Below are 15,950 nucleotides of genomic sequence, written 5' to 3'. Positions count from 1 at the left end.
TTACGGTAATCTTAGTCTGCAATAGCCTGGGAGCGAGCATCTGCGTCTTCAGTAGCGGTCAGACGTGCTTCGGTATCTTTAGATACGCTGCTGCAACCGGTAGCCAGAACTGCGGCCAGATCCAGAGCAGAGAATTTCAGAACGTTGTTCATGGTGTTCCCCTTCAAGGACTTTCAATTAAGTGGCTGTCTCCTCCGATTGAGGAAATAGCCGGCGTACATACTACCCATTACTTGTAGTAAGTAAACTGACGTATAGCAAGAAGCAAAAAAAATTGTAGGCGCTGATTCTTTTTCGAGCAACTTTTAACTGAACTGTTTAAAAAACATCCAGCTGCAAGCCCCGCACTGAGCGAGTCAATCAGAAAAAGTTCCCGTCAGCGCGTGCTGTTTTTGCAGTATTGGCTAAGTCTGCCTATATCAATTCGTCCATACTTTTGTTCCGGTTCTGTGTGCTGCTTCGCTTATCTTTGTCCATGTTGAGGTGACTTTAAAAAAGGTGGCACGTCTTAAGTCTCAACATCCGGCAATGTTCAGGTGAGCGGCCCGGGAAGATCTTCTCCCAAACCGTACCTGCGTCCATCGGAGCAACCCCCGTCAACTCGCTTGATGACGAGCGTACCTTGAGCAATTTTGCCAATGGTGCCTACTATTTATCAGGTGCTCGGTTGTACGAGATCGGTGTGTCTCTTCTCGGTGTCGATCTGGCACGGGGTGGCGTAGATGTTCCTTCGCCGGAAAAACATCGGTAAGGTAGGGGTCAGAATCCAAGACCCGCGAGGAGTAGTGATGAGCGAGGCGTTGTCCATCCACCATGACCAGGCTGGTCATCAGTTCGAGACCAATGTGGACGGTCATCGTGCCTACCTGACCTATATGGATCTGGGGAAACAGACCCTGGATATCTATCGCACGTTCGTGCCCAACGCCTTGCGCGGTCGTGGCATTGCGGCGGCGCTGACGGAAAGCGCGCTGCAATATGCAGAAGAAATGGGCTACACGGTGATTCCGTCCTGCTCCTACGTCGAGCGCTACATGGAACGTCATCAGCGCCGCGCCGCAAAGATCTGAATCGCACACACAAAAACGCCGGGCAATGCCCGGCGTTTTTTTATGCCTGTAAAACGCGTATCAGCTGCGCTGGCGTTTTGGCAGAACATCCTTGAGCTTGGCGTGCATGCTGCGCAGGGTGTTCTCGGTAGCGGACCAGTCGATGCAGGCATCGGTGATCGACACGCCGTATTGCAGATCGGCGAGGTCTTTCGGAATCGCCTGGCAGCCCCAGTTCAAGTGGCTCTCGACCATCAGGCCGATGATCGACTGGTTGCCTTCGAGGATCTGGTTGGCGACGTTTTCCATCACCAGCGGTTGCAGGGCCGGATCCTTGTTGGAGTTGGCGTGGCTGCAATCGACCATGATGTTCGGCTTGATCTTCGCCTTGTTCAACGCCTGCTCGCACAGCGCAACGCTGACCGAGTCGTAGTTCGGCTTGCCATTACCGCCACGCAGCACCACGTGACCGTAAGCGTTGCCTTTGGTGGTGACGATCGACACGCCACCTTCCTGGTTGATCCCCAGGAAACGGTGCGGGCTGGAGACCGACTGCAAGGCGTTGATCGCCACAGTCAGGCCGCCATCGGTGCCGTTCTTGAAACCGACCGCCGAAGACAGGCCGGAAGCCATTTCACGGTGGGTCTGGGATTCGGTGGTGCGCGCGCCGATGGCCGACCAGCTGATCAGGTCCTGCAAGTACTGCGGGGAGATCGGGTCGAGGGCTTCGGTCGCGGTCGGCAGGCCTTTTTCGGCCAGGTCCAGCAGCAACTGACGACCGATGTGCAGACCGTCCTGGATCTTGAACGAGTCGTCCAGGTACGGGTCGTTGATCAGGCCTTTCCAGCCGACAGTGGTCCGCGGCTTTTCGAAATACACGCGCATGACCAGATACAAGGTATCGGAGACTTCCGCGGCCAGCACTTTCAGGCGCTCGGCGTATTCGTGGGCAGCCTTGATGTCGTGGATCGAGCACGGGCCGATCACTACGAACAGACGGTGGTCGGTGCCATCAAGAATGTTGCGAATGACTTCGCGGCCCTTGGTGACGGTGCGCAGGGCGGCGTCGCTCAGAGGGATATCACGCTTGAGCTGATCAGGAGTGATCAGGGTCTCGTTAGAGGCGACGTTTAGGTCGTTGATCGGTAAATCAGCCATCGTTTACTCGTCAGGTCACGGGTGCCGGCCGCCAGCGATCCCCGCGCGGCGGAGCACAGCGAATTTAAGCGCGTCGGGGAGCCGAACCTTAGCGCGTTACGCGCCTGCTCGACAATGGGCAAACGCCGCTTTAATCCAGCTCTGGCAGGGTAAAAGCCTTGCGCACGCTGTCGTGGGAGAACTCATCGGCGTGTTGCTCGACCCATTGCAGGGCCACAGCCTGAATTTCCTGCAGGTCATCGTGGGCGTCGTTGATGCGGCAGTAGCGTTCAATCTGACACACCTGCTCACCCATTCGCGCGCTGAACAGCGTTTGCTCGTCGGTGAAAGCGATCCCCACCAGATAACCTTTTTTGCGGCGCAGACACCACGCCACATAGCCCGGAAAACAGAGGTCGGCGTTTAGCGTCGGCAGGCGCACTTGCAGCGCGGTGCCATGGCGCCAGGCACGGTGGTAATTGCAAGCGATGCCGCCGAGGCTGATAGTGTGCAGCTGTTGCCTGGAAATACACTCGGGCTTGAGCAACGTCAGTTCAACCGGCACTTCGTCCGGATGAGGAATGAAACGTCCCATGAGCACAGACTCCCTGTGTCGGCCATTTGACATTGTTTCCCCCAGTATAGTGGTCGAATCCGAGCTGACCGATTTCGACGCCGACCAGCGGCTGTTGGCGATGAGCGGCGTTTCGCTGGTGATTTTCACCAGTGTCGGCTGCGCCAGTTGCCGCTTCGCCCGTGAGGTGTTGCCGGGATTCGCACTGGCGGTGGATCGTCTGTGCTGGATCGATGCCGGCAACAACGGCGGGTTGGTGGAGCGTTATCAGGTCTTTCATTTGCCGGCGCTGTTTGTGGTGCGCGACGGCGAGTTCTTTGGCGCATTGCACACGCGCCTGACAGCCGACGCGCTTAACGCGGCACTGGTGCAGGCGCTGGGTCGAATTGCAGAGGAGTTGCCATAAATGGGGACAATCAACAAACCGGTGGTGGGGATTATCGGCACCGGTGCGATTGGCGGGTTCTACGGTGTGATGCTGGCGCGGGCGGGGTTCGATGTGCACTTTCTGTTGCGCAGCGAGTTCTCTGCCGTCGCCGAACATGGCTTGCAGGTGAACAGTGCGGTGCATGGCCTACTGAAGCTTGATCCGGTGCAGGCCTATTCATCGGCTGAAGACATGCCCCGGTGCGACTGGCTGCTGGTCGGCGCCAAGACCACCAGCAATGCTGGATTGGCGCCGTCGATCATTGCGGCGGCCAAGCCAGGCGCGAAAGTGCTGGTGCTGCAGAACGGTCTCGACGTCGAGGACAGCCTGCGGCAATTGTTGCCTGAGTCCCTGCATCTGCTCGGTGGTCTATGCCTGATCTGCGTGCATCGCGACGGCCCCGGACAAATCACTCACCAGGCACTCGGGGCAGTCAACGTCGGTTATCACAGCGGTCCGGCAAGCGATGACGGCGCGCGTATGGCGATCGTCGAGGAGGGCTCCGGGCTGTTCCGTGCCGCCGGCATTGATTCCCAGGCAATGCTCAATCTGCATCAGGCGCGCTGGCAGAAACTGGTCTGGAACATTCCTTACAACGGTCTCTCGGTATTGCTCGGCGCGGGCACCACGCCACTGATGGCCGATACCGACAGCCGCGCGTTGATTCAGGCGTTGATGGCAGAGGTGGTGCAGGGTGCCAAGGCTTGTGGCCAGGACGTGGCGCCCGGTTACGCCGACTTCCTGTTCACGATGACCGAGAAACTGCCCGACTATTGGCCGAGCATGTACCACGACTTTTTACACAAGCGTCCACTGGAGCTGGAGGCCATCTACGCCCGGCCCCTGGCGGCGGCGAAAGAGGCAGGCTGTGAACTGCCGCGCATCGAAGCGCTGTATCGAACATTGAGTTTTATCGACCGACGCAATGCGTGAGTCGGTTTTTTGCACAAGGTGGGGGAACGCATGGCCAAGAACATCGATGACAAACTGGTGCTGGCGATCTCGTCGCGTGCCTTGTTCGACCTGAGCGAAAGCCACAAGGTCTACTTGTCGAGCGGCGTCGAAGCCTACCGGCAATATCAGATCGAGCATGAGGACGAAATTCTTGCGCCCGGCGATGCTTTCCCGCTGGTGGAGAAACTCCTGAACCTGAACAGTCGCCTCGGCCGCGCGCGGGTCGAGGTGATTCTGGTGTCGCGCAACAGCGCCGACACTGGCCTGCGCGTCTTCAATTCGATTCACCATTATGGTCTGGCCATTTCCCGCGCGGCGTTCGTCGGGGGGCGCAGTCCTTATCCCTACCTGAAAGCGTTTGGTTGCGACCTGTTTCTCTCCACGCATGCCGAAGACGTGCGTGCGGCGCTGGATGCCGGTTTTGCCGCGGCGACGATTTTGTCCGGAGGCGCCAGCCGCGCGGCTAGTGACGAATTGCGCATCGCCTTCGACGGTGACGCGGTGATCTTTTCCGACGAGTCGGAGCGGGTCTATCAATCCGGTGGGCTCGAAGCCTTTCAGGCCAAGGAGCGCGAGTCGGCGCGCGAGCCATTGCGTGGCGGGCCGTTCAAGGGCTTTCTGGCGGCGCTCAATTTGTTGCAGCGCGAGTTCCCCGATGATGACTGCCCGATCCGCACGGCGTTGGTCACCGCGCGTTCGGCCCCGGCGCATGAACGGGTGATTCGTACGTTGCGTGAATGGGACATCCGCCTCGATGAATCACTGTTTCTCGGTGGCCTGACCAAATCGGCGTTCCTCGAAGCGTTTGCCGCCGACGTGTTCTTCGACGATCAGGCCGGTCATTGCGAGCTTGCCCGCGAAGTGGTCGCCACCGGCCATGTGCCGCATGGCATCAGCAACGAGCCGTCGATCTAAAGCCCTGTGCTTCAAGACGTTGCGTCGTCCGTCGTACTCGCCAAGGCACTGCTAAGCTCAATCAAATCTCCGCCATGTTGGCTTGCGAGGAGGTCATATGATTCGTTCGATGCTGTATGCCACTGACCTCGGTCTGTACGCACCATTAGTGATGCAGCATGCCCTGGCGTTGGCGCGAACGTTCAACGCCGATTTGTATGTGGTTCACGCGGTGGAGCCGATGGGGCTGTTTGCCGAATCGGTATTGCAGAGTTATCTCGACGAACAGGCGTTGAACGAATTCCACAGCCAGGGGCTGAAAACAGTCATCGCCAATATCGAGCAGCGCGTGCTGGAGAGTTTTCGCGAAGAGCTTGGGGAGGAGGGCGAGCAGGATTTGCAGCGGATTCGTGCGGTGCGTGTAGTGCAGGGCGATCCGTCGCAGGTGATTCTCGACCAGGTGCAGAAACTCTCTGTCGATTTGCTGATCGTAGGAAGTCACAGCCACGGGGTTGGCGCGGAAACGCCGTTGGGGCGCACGGCGGCGCGGGTCCTGCAATTGGCCAAGGTGCCGGTGTATCTGGTGCCGCTGGTGGAGCGTCGGCGGCGCGAGGATCGCTGAGGCTGGAATAATGGCGCTTTGATGAAAAAGTTCTAGATTTATTCTTCAAACCATTAATATAGTTATATACCGTCGCTGATGCCCGTGGCGTCTACCTGCTTTGAGGGATACATATGAAGCTTCAACAATTGCGCTACATCTGGGAAGTGGCGCACCACGACCTCAACGTTTCCGCTACAGCCCAAAGCCTTTACACCTCGCAACCGGGCATCAGTAAACAAATCCGCCTGCTGGAAGACGAACTCGGCGTTGAAGTATTTGCCCGCAGCGGCAAGCACCTGACCCGCGTCACGCCAGCCGGTGAGCGCATCATCACCACCGCCGGTGAGATTCTGCGCAAGGTTGAAAGCATCAAGCAGATCGCCCAGGAATTCTCCAACGAGAAGAAAGGCACCCTGTCGATTGCCACCACTCACACCCAGGCACGTTATGCGTTGCCGCCGGTGATCAGCAATTTCATCAAGCAATACCCGGACGTGGCGCTGCACATGCACCAGGGTTCGCCGATGCAGATCGCCGAAATGGCCGCTGACGGCACCGTCGATTTCGCCATCGCTACCGAAGAGCTTGAGCTGTTCGGCGATCTGGTGATGATGCCGTGCTACCGCTGGAACCGCTGCGTGGTCGTGCCACAGGGCCACCCGCTAACCAAACTGCCGAAGCTGACCCTCGAAGCATTGGCCGAATACCCGATCGTGACTTACGTGTTCGGTTTCACCGGCCGTTCGAAACTCGACGAAGCGTTCAGCCATCGTGGTCTGACGCCGAAAGTGGTGTTCACCGCCGCCGACGCCGACGTGATCAAAACCTACGTGCGTCTGGGTCTGGGCGTGGGCATCGTCGCCAAAATGGCGGTCGACACCAAACTCGACAGCGACCTGGTGGTGCTGGATGCCAGCGAGTTGTTCGAATCGAGCGTGACGAAGATCGGTTTCCGTCGCGGCACCTTCCTGCGGGGTTTCATGTGCGACTTCATCGAGAAGTTTGCCCCGCACCTGACCCGCGAAGTAATGGCCAAAGCCATCGCGTGTCACAACAAGCAGGAACTGGAAGAACTGTTCGCCGGCGTCGAACTGCCGGTTCACTGATCCACTGCTTCAGAGCACCTCGGTAACCGCAAAGTGTTGCCGGGTGCCCGCCACCAGAATCTCCACCTCATCACCCTCGAACTTGCCCAGCAGGCTTTTACCCAGCGGTGAGCGCGGGGTGATGACGGTAATCGGCTGGCCCACCACATCGATTTTCAAGCCTGCCGCATCCGGGGCGAGAAACAGCCATTGCTCGCGACCCTTTTCGTCCTCCAGGCCGAGCAGGGCACCAACCTCGATTCCACGGTTTTCGTCATAGGCACGCAGCGCCAGGTTCTGGCACAGCGCCAGTGACTGACGGATTTCCTCGACCCGTTTCGCTTGCCCCGCCGCCAGATACGACGCCTCAAGTCCAAGCGTGTCGTACTTGTTCTCGGCGATGTTCTCTTCGTGGGTCGCGGTTTCGTATGCGGTTTGCGCGGCGCGTTCGGCAATATCGAGGTCGATGCGCAGTTTGTCGAGAATCAGTTGGTGGACGCTGTGTTTATTCATGATCAATCGCAAAATTGCAAAACGTTGGCGCGGCTTTTTTCGCTTGGCGCGGTCTGGTCTTGTTGCAACCAGAACTGACATTTTGGGTTCGACAGATTGCGGCGGCTGTCGCGTGCCTGATCCAGACGATTCTGTTGCTCGTTCTTGCGCAGGTTTTCTTCGTACTGATCAAACAGCGGGCTCTGCGGTGGAATGCTCGGCACCGGTTGCACCACGGGTGGATTGGCCAGTTGCTGAACGGCCTGGGCCACTGGCGCCAGTTGCTCGTTGAACAGAAAACGCGAGAGCAACCAGCAGGTCAGCGCGATCGCGAGGAAACCCAGCCAAATACCCAAGGCAATACTGCCGGTCAAATGCAGCGCGCTAAGCTGAACAGGCAAGGGGCGACGCGGGTTGGGACGATAGGGCATGGCTGCCTCCTGGCGGATGGTTGCGGGCAAGTTGCGATTGTCGCACGAAGATTAATCGCCGTCGGCCCTTCTGCATCCGCTCATTAATGCGGACAATCGGTGCTTTTGCCAACGGGAGTCTTAAATGCCACCACTGAATACCCGCTGGGATGTTTTTTGCACCGTTGTCGACAACTATGGCGACATCGGCGTGACCTGGCGTCTGGCTCGGCAATTGGTGGCCGAGCATTCGCTGGCCGTGCGGCTTTGGGTTGATGATCTGCGCGCCTTCGAGCGTATTTGCCCGGAGATCGATATCAGCGCCGCGCAACAATGGCTGCAAGGTGTAGAGGTGCGGCACTGGCCGAGCGAGTGGCTGCCCGCCGACGCCGCTGACGTGGTGATCGCTGCGTTCGCCTGCCAGCTACCGAGCGCTTACATGGACGTCATGGCCGAGCGGGAGAAGCCGCCGCTGTGGTTGAACCTCGACTATCTCAGCGCCGAAGACTGGGTCACCGGATGTCATGGTCTGCCGTCGGTCAAGTACAAGTCGGTGCAGAAAATCTTCTTCTTTCCGGGGTTCCGCCCAGGTACCGGAGGGCTGCTGCGCGAACGAGGTTTGCTCGAGCAACGTCGGACGTTTCAGCGCGATGGCCTGGCGCAGCGACAATTCCTGCAAGGTCTGGGTATCGAACGCGCGCCCGACGCACAACTGATTTCACTGTTTGCCTACGAGAACGCCGGGCTGGCCAGTTGGCTGGACGTGCTGGCGGCTGGCGCGTCGCCCACGCATTTGCTGGTGCCGGAAGGGCGGATTCTCGGTGACGTTGCGCGATGGCTCGGCGTGGAAACCCTGGCCGTCGGGGCGATTGATGTGCGTCAGGCGCTGACCGTGCAGGTGCTGCCGTTCATCCGTCAGGATCAATACGATCACTTGCTTTGGTGCTGCGATTTCAACGCGGTGCGCGGTGAAGACTCATTTGTGCGGGCGCAGTGGGCGGGGAGGCCGATGCTGTGGCACATCTACCAGCAGGACGAAGACATTCATCTGGACAAGCTCGACGCCTTCCTTGCCCTGTACACGAAAGGTCTCTCGCCGGGAGCGACGCAGGCGATGAACGGTCTATGGCAGGCGTGGAGCGCAGGTCAGCCGATTGGCGACCACTGGCTCAGCGCCTGTAAACACTGGCCAGAACTGCAGGAAAACGCCGAAACATGGTGTCTGGAACAAGGCTTGCAGGCCGATCTTGCCGCAGCGCTGGTACAGTTTTACCTAAATTGGATATGATACGCGGCCTAGATTTATGTAAATCCCATCCAAATTCGGATATTCGCAATGAAAACTGGTAAAGAACTCAAACCCGGTACCGTGATCCGTCTCGAAAACGATCCTTGGCTGGTTCAGAAAGCTGAATTCACCAAGTCGGGCCGTAACAGCGCGATCATGAAGACCAAGCTGAAAAACCTGCTGACCGGTTACAAGACCGAGATCGTTTACAGCGCTGACGACAAACTGGACGACGTAATCCTCGACCGCAAAGAAGCGACTCTGTCCTTCATCAGCGGCGACACCTACACGTTCATGGACACCACCGACTACACCATGTACGAGCTGAACGCTGAAGACATCGAAGCCGTTCTGCCTTTCGTTGAAGAAGGCATGACCGATGTTTGCGAAGCGATCTTCTTCGAAGAGCGTCTGGTTTCGGTAGAACTGCCGACCACCATCGTGCGCGTAGTTGACTACACCGAAGGTTCGGCTCGTGGCGACACTTCCGGCAAGGTAATGAAGCCAGCCAAACTGGCCAACGGTACCGAGCTGCAAGTTGCTGACTTCATCGAAATCGGTGACAAGATCGAGATCGACACCCGCGAAGGCGGTTCCTACAAAGGCCGTGCTAAATAAGCACTGCTTTTTGCGGAAAGAAAAAGCCCGACCATTGAGTCGGGCTTTTTTGTGCCTGCAATTTCAGTTTTGCCACTGAACCCAGTGGTTTGTCATCTGACTTCAAACGGTGACGTGCAGACGTACTTCGACATTGCCACGCGTGGCGTTGGAGTACGGGCAGACCTGGTGAGCGGCGTCGACCAGGCTTTGTGCGTCGGCTTGTTCAAGGCCTGGCAGGCTGATGTGCAGGTCGATGTCCAGACCGAAACCACCAGGAATCTGACCGATACCGACATGGGCGGTGATCGAGGCGTCGTCCGGGATTTTGCGTTTGGTCTGGCTGGCGACGAATTTCAGCGCGCCGATGAAGCAAGCCGAGTAGCCGGCGGCAAACAATTGCTCAGGATTGGTCGCCGCGCCGCCAGCACCACCGAGTTCTTTCGGGGTCGCGAGTTTAACGTCGAGGATGTTGTCGCTGGAGATCGCACGACCGTCACGGCCGCCGGTGGAGGTTGCGATTGCGGTGTAGAGAGTTTGCATGGTGTGAGCCTCGTTGGGTGTGATGTATCGCGCTAATTGTTTGCGCGCCAAGTAAGTTCGAGGTGAATGTAGCTCGCTAATGTTTAGTGCGCAAGATAAATTTTTTGACAAAATTAAAACAGCCAAAGAATCAGTGCGATGTTGTGCGCTGGAAGTATTGATTTAGAGGCGCTGGAGCAAGTGCAGGGCGACTTCGAAAAATTGTCGCCAGGAAGGGTTTCGGTAGAGAGGAGAAACCTGTGGGAGCCGGGCTTGCCCGCGATGACGGTGCTTCAGACACAGTAACTTTGGCTGAATGGACGCCATCGCGGGCAAGCCCGGCTCCCACAGGTTTTGTTTTTAAACAGGAATTGATTAGGGCAATCAGCTCAAGCTTTCTTGCAGATGGCTGCGCAGTGCCTGCAACTCGGCTTGCAGTTTCTGCAAACGCTCCAGGCTGAAGCCGCTGGCGCCGAGAATGCATTGCGGGATGCTTTGGGCTTTATCTCGCAGAGCGCGGCCCTGCTCGGTCAACTCGACAATCACCACGCGCTCATCTTCGCGGCTGCGCGTGCGACTGAGCAAACCTTCACCTTCCAGCCGCTTGAGCAAGGGTGTCAGCGATCCCGGATCTGTCAGCAGTCGCGTGCTGATTTCTCCCACGGTCAAACCATCCTTCTCCCACAGCACCATCATCGCCAGATACTGCGGATAGGTCAGGCCGATGGCTTGCAGCATGGGTTTGTAGACTTTGGTCATCATCAGCGAAGTGGAATGCAGGGCGAAGCAAGCCTGATTATCCAGCAGCAGGTCATCGCAGGTGTCGCGGTCGGTGGTCATGTCAAAGCCTTGATCAGTAATGCTCATGAATCTAGCGCTCGAATGTTTAATGCGCCAGATAATTCTCCAGACGCTAGAGTCTGCCCAAATCTCGTTGCAACGCCAGATCCCATGGCGGAACCGGGCTGAAACGGGTCTTGAGGTACTCCAGCAACAAGCGGCTGCGCGAGTGGGTCTGCTGCTCCATGCGCAAGGCGTAGATGCCGGTGCTCTCGGGTTGCGGCAGGCCGTTTTCGCAGAACAGCGGCAACAGTTCGCCGCGCAACAGGTATTCGCTGGCCAGCCACGTCGGCAGATGCGCGATGCCCAACCCGGCCAACGCGCCGCACACCAGTGCTTCGGCGTTATTGGCGCTCATGCGGATGCGTGCCGGGCGGTGCAATTGCATCTGCCCATCCTGCTCGAAACGCCAGGCGAAGGGAGGTGCCAGGCCATCCCAGTCTAGACCGTCATGTTCGCCCAACTGCGCGGGATGATTCGGTACGCCGCGCCGCTTGAGATAGTCGGGGCTCGCGCAGGCGATTCGCACCATGCTCGCCAGCGGCGTGGCAACCAGTCGGGTGTCGGCCAATTGCCCGGCGCGCAGCACCAGATCGACCTTGCCCAAGTTCGAGCCGTGCATGTCGACGAAACTGTCGATCAGGTGCAGTTGCACGTCCAGGCCCGGATACAACACCAGAAAATCGGCAATCACCGGGGCCAGATGCCGGCGACCGAACGCTGCCGGCGCATCGATGCGGATCAAGCCCTCCGGTGCACTGCTCAGGGACACCGCTTCAGCGCGGGCCAATTGCAGTTCGGCGACGATGCGCCGCGCCCGTTCGGCAAAGGCCAGACCTGCCGGTGTGGCGCGTACGGCATGGGTGCTGCGAATGAACAACTGGCTGCCCACCGCGCTTTCCAGGCTATCGATGCGCCGCGCGACAGCCGAAGGCGTCAGTGGATGACGGCGAGACGCGGCAGAAAAACTGCCACTCTCCAGCACGTCGAGAAACAGCCCGAGTTGATCGGTTAACTGATTGGGATTCATGGTGTTCAGCGCTTGTGCGGAATAGGCATAGCCATTGTGCGTTGCTGTGCGTTTCCCCGCCAGCCGCGACTGCGTAGGATGAGTCGCCTGACGTGAGAGGAATTCGACTGTGATGGAGTTTTTGTTGTACCTGCTATTCGGCGCCGCGCTTGGCACGCTCGGTGGCATCTTCGGCATCGGTGGTGGCTTGATCGCGATCCCGTTGCTCGGCGTGTGGTTCGGCCTCGATCAACAGATCGCCCAAGGCACGGCGCTGGTGATGGTGGTGCCGAACGTAATGCTGGCGCTGTGGCGCTATCACCAGCGCAATCGCATCGAACTGCGTCACGCGTTGCCGTTGGCGGTGATGGGGTTCTGCTTTGCGTGGATCGGTTCGATCTGGGCTGTTGGCATCGACGCGCAAACCATGCGCATCGGCTTTGTCGCGTTTCTTGTGGTGCTATCGGTTTACAACCTGCTGAAAATGTTCGGCAAACGCCCTGCGCCGACGTCCGAGATGCGTTATTCCTGGCCATGGCTGGGCGTACTTGGCGCGGCGTCGGGGACCATGGGCGGGTTGTTCGGTGTCGGCGGGGCGGTGGTCGCGACGCCGGTGCTGACCAGCCTGTTTGGGACCACGCAAGTGGTTGCTCAGGGTTTGTCGCTGGCGTTGGCATTGCCGAGCACCGGCGTCACGCTGGTGACTTATGCGGTGCACCACGAAGTGGACTGGATGATCGGTTTGCCGCTGGCCATTGGTGGTCTGGCCAGCATCAGTTGGGGCGTGAAAGTCGCCCACGCCCTGCCGGAAAAGCTCCTGCGTGGGTTGTTCTGCGGTTTCCTGGTGCTGTGTGCGGTAATGCTCGCCTTTAAAGTTTGAAGCCCTCGACGATGTGTTCGGCCAGACATTCGGTGATCGGTGATGGATTGTTCAGGTTGCGGATCAGCATGATGCTCGCCTCCGGCAGTTGCGGCAGATCTTCATCGGCACCGAGAATGCGCATGTCTGGGGTGATCAGGCTTTCCAGCTGCGCGGTGATCGCCAGACCCGCGCTCACCACCGCCATCAGCGCCGACAGGCTGGTGCTGTTGTAGGCGATGCGGTAATCGCGGCCCATCGCATCCAGCGCATTGCACGCCCACAAGCGGCAAAAACAATCACTGTTGAACATCGCCAGCGGCAACGGCGTCTGTTCGTGGGCGCTGAAATTCTGCGCCTCGGCCCAGACGAAACGCTCCTTGCGCAGCAGTTGGCCGATCTCGTTACCCGGTTCGCGGGTGACGATCGACAAGTCCAGATCGGTGCGCTGCAACAGCTGTTTGGTCGATTCGCAATGCACTTCGATCTGGATCAGCGGATAGAACTGCGCAAACCGCGAGAGGATCCCCGGTAGAAAGCGCATCACGTAATCGTCCGGCGTGCCGATCCGCACGGTGCCGACCATGTGTGGCTCGCGCAAGGTGTTGAACACTTCACTGTGCAGTTTGAGGATGCGCCGCGCGTAGCCGAGCAGCACCTGACCCTCGGCAGTCAGGCGCACCTGTCGCCCGTCACGTTCGAACAACTGACGCTGTAACACGTCTTCTTCAAGTCGCTTCATCTGCATGCTCACCGCAGATTGCGTGCGGTTGACCATTTCGCCGGCGCGGGTGAAACCGCCCTGATCGGCTATCGCGACAAAGGTGCGCAGGACATCGGTATCGATACTGGGGTAGGCCGACAATTGATGAATCTCCGTGATGCATACCATCAGAAACATTCGTTGGATTGATCTTAGCGCTGGCGCGAGACTTGAGCCATCCACAACGGAGAGCAAAACGATGAAAGGTCAAAGAGAGTACGTAGGCGAAGAGAAATTTTCCGGCCATGGCCATATGGTTTCCGACCTGCTGCACAAGTTTAGCCGCTGGTACGAACTTCACCGTGAACGTGAGCTGCTTGCCAGTTTGAGCGACGAAGCGTTGAAAGATATCGGGGTCAGTCGTGCCGACGTCGAACACGAGTCAGTGCGGCCGTTCTGGGATGATCCGATGCATAAATGATGAGGCCATCGCTACACAAAACCTTCTGGACTGAGGTAGGTTGCGAGCAGACAAGGAGATGCTCATGCCCGCGACACTGTCCTTTTCCCTCAAACAGGCTCGACGTCTGGCGCTGGCTGCCCAAGGGTTCAACGGGCGCCAGCCGCCGACCGTCAAGGCGCCGCACATCAACCGGCTGATCGAACGGCTGGGCCTGCTGCAAATCGACTCCGTCAACGCCGTGGTGCGTTCGCACTACCTGCCGCTGTTTTCCCGTCTCGGTGCCTATTCTTCCGATCTGCTCGACCAGGCTGCCTGGAGTTCGGGGCGTCGGCGTACGCTGTTTGAATATTGGGGCCATGAAGCGTCGTTGTTGCCGATGCCGATGTATCCGTTGCTGTGTTGGCGAATGCAGCGGGCCAAGCGTGGCAAAGATATTTATCAGCAACTGGCGAAGTTTGGTCTTCAGCACCAGGATGTTATTCGCCGGGTTTTGAGCGCGGTGCAAGAACGGGGTGCGTTGGGCGCCGGTAGCTTATCGACTCGCCAGGACAAGCCCGGGCAGTGGTGGGACTGGAGTGCGGAAAAACATGCATTGGAATGGTTGTTTGCCGCCGGTGAAGTGACCGTGGCCGGGCGGCGTGGTTTCGAGCGTTTGTATGATTTGCCGGAGCGGGTGATTCCTTCATTGATCCTGCAACAGGTATTGCCTGATGAAGCGCAGGCGCAGCGTGGATTGTTGCTGCATGCGGCCGAAGCGCTGGGCGTGGCCATTGAAAAAGACCTGCGTGATTACTTTCGCTTGAGCCCGGCGGATGCACGTCCGCGACTGGCGGAGCTGGTCGAGGCGGGGCAATTGCAGATGTGCGAAGTTGCCGGTTGGCGGCAAATCGCGTACTGCCTGCCGGAGCCGAAAGTCCCGCGCAAGGTCGTGGTCAGTGCGCTGCTGTCGCCGTTCGATTCGTTGATCTGGGAGCGTAGTCGCACCGAGCGTCTGTTCGATTTTCGCTATCGGCTGGAGATTTACACGCCGCAGGACAAGCGCGTTTACGGCTATTACGTGCTGCCGTTTTTGTACAACGAGCGGATTGCCGCGCGGGTCGATTTGCGTGCCGAGCGGGCGTCGGGACGACTGGCGGTGCATGCGGTGCACGAGGAAGAGCCGGGGCTGGATGAAGAGGGAATGTTGGCGTTGGCGGTGAATTTGCGGCGGATGGCGGATTGGCTGGGGCTGGCGCAGGTGCAGCTTAATTGTCAGCGTGAGAGTGCCAGCAGACTAAGGGTGGCCATGGCCCAATGTGATGATGCATGAGCTGACGCTATCGCTGGCAAGCCAGCTCCCACAGTGACCAGGTCGTACTCAAATTTTGTATACGACACAGATCCCTGTGGGAGCTGGCTTGCCAGCGATGAGGCCAGTTCAAACGATATAAATGTTGGATCTCAGCGCCGTACCTGCTTCAAGGTTTCAGCAATCAAAAACGCCAACTCCAGCGACTGATCAGCATTCATCCGTGGATCACAGTGCGTGTGATAACGATCCGACAAGCCATCCTCAGTGATCGGCCGTGCGCCACCAATGCACTCGGTGACGTTCTGCCCGGTCATTTCAATGTGAATGCCGCCGGCATAAGTGCCTTCGGCTTCGTGCACCTGGAAGAACTGCTTAACCTCGCCAAGGATCTGCGCAAAATCGCGAGTCTTGTAGCCGCTGCTGGCCTTGATCGTGTTGCCGTGCATCGGGTCGGAGCTCCACAGCACCTGCTTGCCTTCACGCTGCACCGCGCGGATCAGCGCAGGCAGATGATCGCCCACTTTGTTGGCACCCATCCGCGCGATCAGGTTCAGGCGCCCCGGATCGTTGTCCGGGTTGAGTACGTCGATCAGGCGGATCAGGTCGTCAGGGTTCATGCTCGGGCCGACTTTGACCCCGATCGGGTTGTTCACCCCGCGCAGGAATTCGACGTGCGCGCCATCGAGTTGACGGGTGCGGTCGCCGATCCACAGCATGTGCGCCGAGCAATCGTAGTAATCGTTGGTCAGGCT

The 15,950-nt window shown here is 58.5% G+C and carries 20 protein-coding genes and 1 pseudogene; 11 read left to right on the top strand and 10 right to left on the bottom strand.

Annotated elements, in window-relative coordinates; all coding sequences use genetic code 11:
- Positions 1-14: 14 nt before the first annotated feature.
- Positions 15-152, bottom strand: a pseudogene (locus ACIQVE_RS13340) (hypothetical protein); the annotation flags it as partial.
- 636 nt (positions 153-788) lie between these two features.
- On the opposite strand from ACIQVE_RS13340, the gene ACIQVE_RS13335 reads away from it, so the two are divergent.
- Complete coding sequence (locus ACIQVE_RS13335; protein ID WP_003226804.1) at positions 789-1,070, top strand: GNAT family N-acetyltransferase; 282 nt, start codon at positions 789-791, stop codon at positions 1,068-1,070.
- A 60-nt stretch (positions 1,071-1,130) separates the two neighbouring features.
- Here ACIQVE_RS13335 and ACIQVE_RS13330 read toward each other — a convergent pair whose 3' ends face one another.
- Both ACIQVE_RS13330 and ACIQVE_RS13325 read right to left on the bottom strand, forming a co-directional pair.
- Positions 1,131-2,207: a 3-deoxy-7-phosphoheptulonate synthase gene (locus ACIQVE_RS13330; RefSeq protein WP_042560279.1), complete on the bottom strand. Its 1,077-nt coding sequence runs from the start codon at positions 2,205-2,207 to the stop codon at positions 1,131-1,133.
- 130 nt (positions 2,208-2,337) lie between these two features.
- Positions 2,338-2,781 (bottom strand): PilZ domain-containing protein, encoded by a 444-nt coding sequence (locus ACIQVE_RS13325; RefSeq protein WP_402808830.1) that lies wholly within the window; start codon positions 2,779-2,781, stop codon positions 2,338-2,340.
- Here ACIQVE_RS13325 and ACIQVE_RS13320 point away from each other — a divergent pair.
- From ACIQVE_RS13320 to cysB, 5 genes are all read left to right on the top strand, one after another.
- A complete protein-coding gene (locus ACIQVE_RS13320) occupies positions 2,780-3,166 on the top strand; it encodes a thioredoxin family protein (protein WP_402808827.1) in 387 nt (128 codons plus the stop codon). The two genes, ACIQVE_RS13325 and ACIQVE_RS13320, sit on opposite strands and share 2 nt — an antisense overlap.
- Positions 3,167-4,120: a putative 2-dehydropantoate 2-reductase gene (locus tag ACIQVE_RS13315; protein ID WP_402808824.1), complete on the top strand. Its 954-nt coding sequence runs from the start codon at positions 3,167-3,169 to the stop codon at positions 4,118-4,120.
- 30 nt (positions 4,121-4,150) lie between these two features.
- Positions 4,151-5,056, top strand: coding sequence for a 5'-nucleotidase (locus ACIQVE_RS13310; RefSeq protein WP_042560275.1), 906 nt, complete (start codon positions 4,151-4,153; stop codon positions 5,054-5,056).
- A 97-nt stretch (positions 5,057-5,153) separates the two neighbouring features.
- Positions 5,154-5,657 (top strand): universal stress protein, encoded by a 504-nt coding sequence (locus ACIQVE_RS13305; protein WP_122591981.1) that lies wholly within the window; start codon positions 5,154-5,156, stop codon positions 5,655-5,657.
- 113 nt (positions 5,658-5,770) lie between these two features.
- Positions 5,771-6,745: an HTH-type transcriptional regulator CysB gene (cysB, locus tag ACIQVE_RS13300; protein ID WP_402808820.1), complete on the top strand. Its 975-nt coding sequence runs from the start codon at positions 5,771-5,773 to the stop codon at positions 6,743-6,745.
- A gap of 9 nt (positions 6,746-6,754) precedes the next feature.
- On the opposite strand, the gene ACIQVE_RS13295 is transcribed toward cysB, so the two are convergent.
- Positions 6,755-7,237, bottom strand: coding sequence for a transcription elongation factor GreAB (locus tag ACIQVE_RS13295; protein ID WP_402808818.1), 483 nt, complete (start codon positions 7,235-7,237; stop codon positions 6,755-6,757).
- A gap of 2 nt (positions 7,238-7,239) precedes the next feature.
- Entirely contained in the window at positions 7,240-7,647 is a 408-nt protein-coding gene (locus ACIQVE_RS13290) for a hypothetical protein (RefSeq protein ID WP_402808815.1), read from the bottom strand.
- 124 nt (positions 7,648-7,771) lie between these two features.
- Between ACIQVE_RS13290 and earP the strand changes: the two genes are divergently transcribed.
- The gene (earP, locus tag ACIQVE_RS13285; protein ID WP_402808812.1) at positions 7,772-8,914 is read left to right on the top strand and encodes an elongation factor P maturation arginine rhamnosyltransferase EarP; all 1,143 of its coding nucleotides are present in this window, start codon (positions 7,772-7,774) and stop codon (positions 8,912-8,914) included.
- Between the two features lie 48 nt (positions 8,915-8,962).
- Entirely contained in the window at positions 8,963-9,532 is a 570-nt protein-coding gene (locus ACIQVE_RS13280; protein ID WP_007908599.1) for an elongation factor P, read from the top strand.
- Positions 9,533-9,634: 102 nt separating this feature from the next.
- Here ACIQVE_RS13280 and ACIQVE_RS13275 read toward each other — a convergent pair whose 3' ends face one another.
- From ACIQVE_RS13275 to ACIQVE_RS13265, 3 genes are all read right to left on the bottom strand, one after another.
- Positions 9,635-10,054 (bottom strand): organic hydroperoxide resistance protein, encoded by a 420-nt coding sequence (locus tag ACIQVE_RS13275; protein WP_150593149.1) that lies wholly within the window; start codon positions 10,052-10,054, stop codon positions 9,635-9,637.
- 363 nt (positions 10,055-10,417) lie between these two features.
- Positions 10,418-10,873, bottom strand: coding sequence for a MarR family winged helix-turn-helix transcriptional regulator (locus ACIQVE_RS13270; protein ID WP_402808843.1), 456 nt, complete (start codon positions 10,871-10,873; stop codon positions 10,418-10,420).
- A gap of 73 nt (positions 10,874-10,946) precedes the next feature.
- Positions 10,947-11,903 carry a LysR family transcriptional regulator gene (locus ACIQVE_RS13265; protein WP_402808807.1) on the bottom strand — a complete coding sequence of 319 codons (957 nt, stop codon included), beginning with the start codon at positions 11,901-11,903 and terminating at the stop codon, positions 10,947-10,949.
- A gap of 112 nt (positions 11,904-12,015) precedes the next feature.
- Here ACIQVE_RS13265 and ACIQVE_RS13260 point away from each other — a divergent pair, with 112 nt between their 5' ends.
- Complete coding sequence (locus ACIQVE_RS13260) at positions 12,016-12,762, top strand: sulfite exporter TauE/SafE family protein (RefSeq protein ID WP_402808804.1); 747 nt, start codon at positions 12,016-12,018, stop codon at positions 12,760-12,762.
- On the opposite strand, the gene ACIQVE_RS13255 is transcribed toward ACIQVE_RS13260, so the two are convergent.
- On the bottom strand, positions 12,752-13,606 hold the full coding sequence (locus ACIQVE_RS13255) for a LysR substrate-binding domain-containing protein (protein WP_402808840.1): 855 nt from the start codon (positions 13,604-13,606) through the stop codon (positions 12,752-12,754). The two genes, ACIQVE_RS13260 and ACIQVE_RS13255, sit on opposite strands and share 11 nt — an antisense overlap.
- A gap of 97 nt (positions 13,607-13,703) precedes the next feature.
- Here ACIQVE_RS13255 and ACIQVE_RS13250 point away from each other — a divergent pair, with 97 nt between their 5' ends.
- Together ACIQVE_RS13250 and ACIQVE_RS13245 are read left to right on the top strand one after the other, a co-directional pair.
- On the top strand, positions 13,704-13,925 hold the full coding sequence (locus tag ACIQVE_RS13250) for a DUF1127 domain-containing protein (RefSeq protein WP_150615931.1): 222 nt from the start codon (positions 13,704-13,706) through the stop codon (positions 13,923-13,925).
- A 64-nt stretch (positions 13,926-13,989) separates the two neighbouring features.
- Positions 13,990-15,216, top strand: a complete 1,227-nt coding sequence (locus ACIQVE_RS13245) for a winged helix-turn-helix domain-containing protein (RefSeq protein ID WP_402808801.1) — start codon at positions 13,990-13,992, stop codon at positions 15,214-15,216.
- 131 nt (positions 15,217-15,347) lie between these two features.
- Here ACIQVE_RS13245 and ACIQVE_RS13240 read toward each other — a convergent pair.
- Positions 15,348-15,950, bottom strand: a 603-nt coding sequence (locus tag ACIQVE_RS13240) for a 3-deoxy-7-phosphoheptulonate synthase (RefSeq protein WP_402808798.1), incomplete at its 5' end; no start/stop codon positions are given.

It is taken from the genome of Pseudomonas sp. NPDC098747 (assembly GCF_044760045.1).
In the GTDB taxonomy this organism is placed as follows: Bacteria; Pseudomonadota; Gammaproteobacteria; order Pseudomonadales; family Pseudomonadaceae; genus Aquipseudomonas.
The sequence above is the reverse complement of the archived record's forward strand: the minus strand, read 5'-3'. Positions and strand labels throughout refer to the sequence as shown.

What these genes read in the sequence shown, in the direction of transcription:
- ACIQVE_RS13335 (WP_003226804.1), top strand. Translation starts at nt 789, where the DNA reads ATGAGCGAGGCGTTGTCCATCCACCATGACCAGGCTGGTCATCAGTTC.
- ACIQVE_RS13330 (WP_042560279.1), bottom strand. Translation starts at nt 2,207, where the DNA reads ATGGCTGATTTACCGATCAACGACCTAAACGTCGCCTCTAACGAGACC.
- ACIQVE_RS13320 (WP_402808827.1), top strand. Translation starts at nt 2,780, where the DNA reads ATGAGCACAGACTCCCTGTGTCGGCCATTTGACATTGTTTCCCCCAGT.
- ACIQVE_RS13325 (WP_402808830.1), bottom strand. Translation starts at nt 2,781, where the DNA reads ATGGGACGTTTCATTCCTCATCCGGACGAAGTGCCGGTTGAACTGACG.
- ACIQVE_RS13315 (WP_402808824.1), top strand. Translation starts at nt 3,167, where the DNA reads ATGGGGACAATCAACAAACCGGTGGTGGGGATTATCGGCACCGGTGCG.
- ACIQVE_RS13310 (WP_042560275.1), top strand. Translation starts at nt 4,151, where the DNA reads ATGGCCAAGAACATCGATGACAAACTGGTGCTGGCGATCTCGTCGCGT.
- ACIQVE_RS13305 (WP_122591981.1), top strand. Translation starts at nt 5,154, where the DNA reads ATGATTCGTTCGATGCTGTATGCCACTGACCTCGGTCTGTACGCACCA.
- cysB (WP_402808820.1), top strand. Translation starts at nt 5,771, where the DNA reads ATGAAGCTTCAACAATTGCGCTACATCTGGGAAGTGGCGCACCACGAC.
- ACIQVE_RS13295 (WP_402808818.1), bottom strand. Translation starts at nt 7,237, where the DNA reads ATGAATAAACACAGCGTCCACCAACTGATTCTCGACAAACTGCGCATC.
- ACIQVE_RS13290 (WP_402808815.1), bottom strand. Translation starts at nt 7,647, where the DNA reads ATGCCCTATCGTCCCAACCCGCGTCGCCCCTTGCCTGTTCAGCTTAGC.
- earP (WP_402808812.1), top strand. Translation starts at nt 7,772, where the DNA reads ATGCCACCACTGAATACCCGCTGGGATGTTTTTTGCACCGTTGTCGAC.
- ACIQVE_RS13280 (WP_007908599.1), top strand. Translation starts at nt 8,963, where the DNA reads ATGAAAACTGGTAAAGAACTCAAACCCGGTACCGTGATCCGTCTCGAA.
- ACIQVE_RS13275 (WP_150593149.1), bottom strand. Translation starts at nt 10,054, where the DNA reads ATGCAAACTCTCTACACCGCAATCGCAACCTCCACCGGCGGCCGTGAC.
- ACIQVE_RS13270 (WP_402808843.1), bottom strand. Translation starts at nt 10,873, where the DNA reads ATGACCACCGACCGCGACACCTGCGATGACCTGCTGCTGGATAATCAG.
- ACIQVE_RS13265 (WP_402808807.1), bottom strand. Translation starts at nt 11,903, where the DNA reads ATGAATCCCAATCAGTTAACCGATCAACTCGGGCTGTTTCTCGACGTG.
- ACIQVE_RS13260 (WP_402808804.1), top strand. Translation starts at nt 12,016, where the DNA reads ATGGAGTTTTTGTTGTACCTGCTATTCGGCGCCGCGCTTGGCACGCTC.
- ACIQVE_RS13250 (WP_150615931.1), top strand. Translation starts at nt 13,704, where the DNA reads ATGAAAGGTCAAAGAGAGTACGTAGGCGAAGAGAAATTTTCCGGCCAT.
- ACIQVE_RS13245 (WP_402808801.1), top strand. Translation starts at nt 13,990, where the DNA reads ATGCCCGCGACACTGTCCTTTTCCCTCAAACAGGCTCGACGTCTGGCG.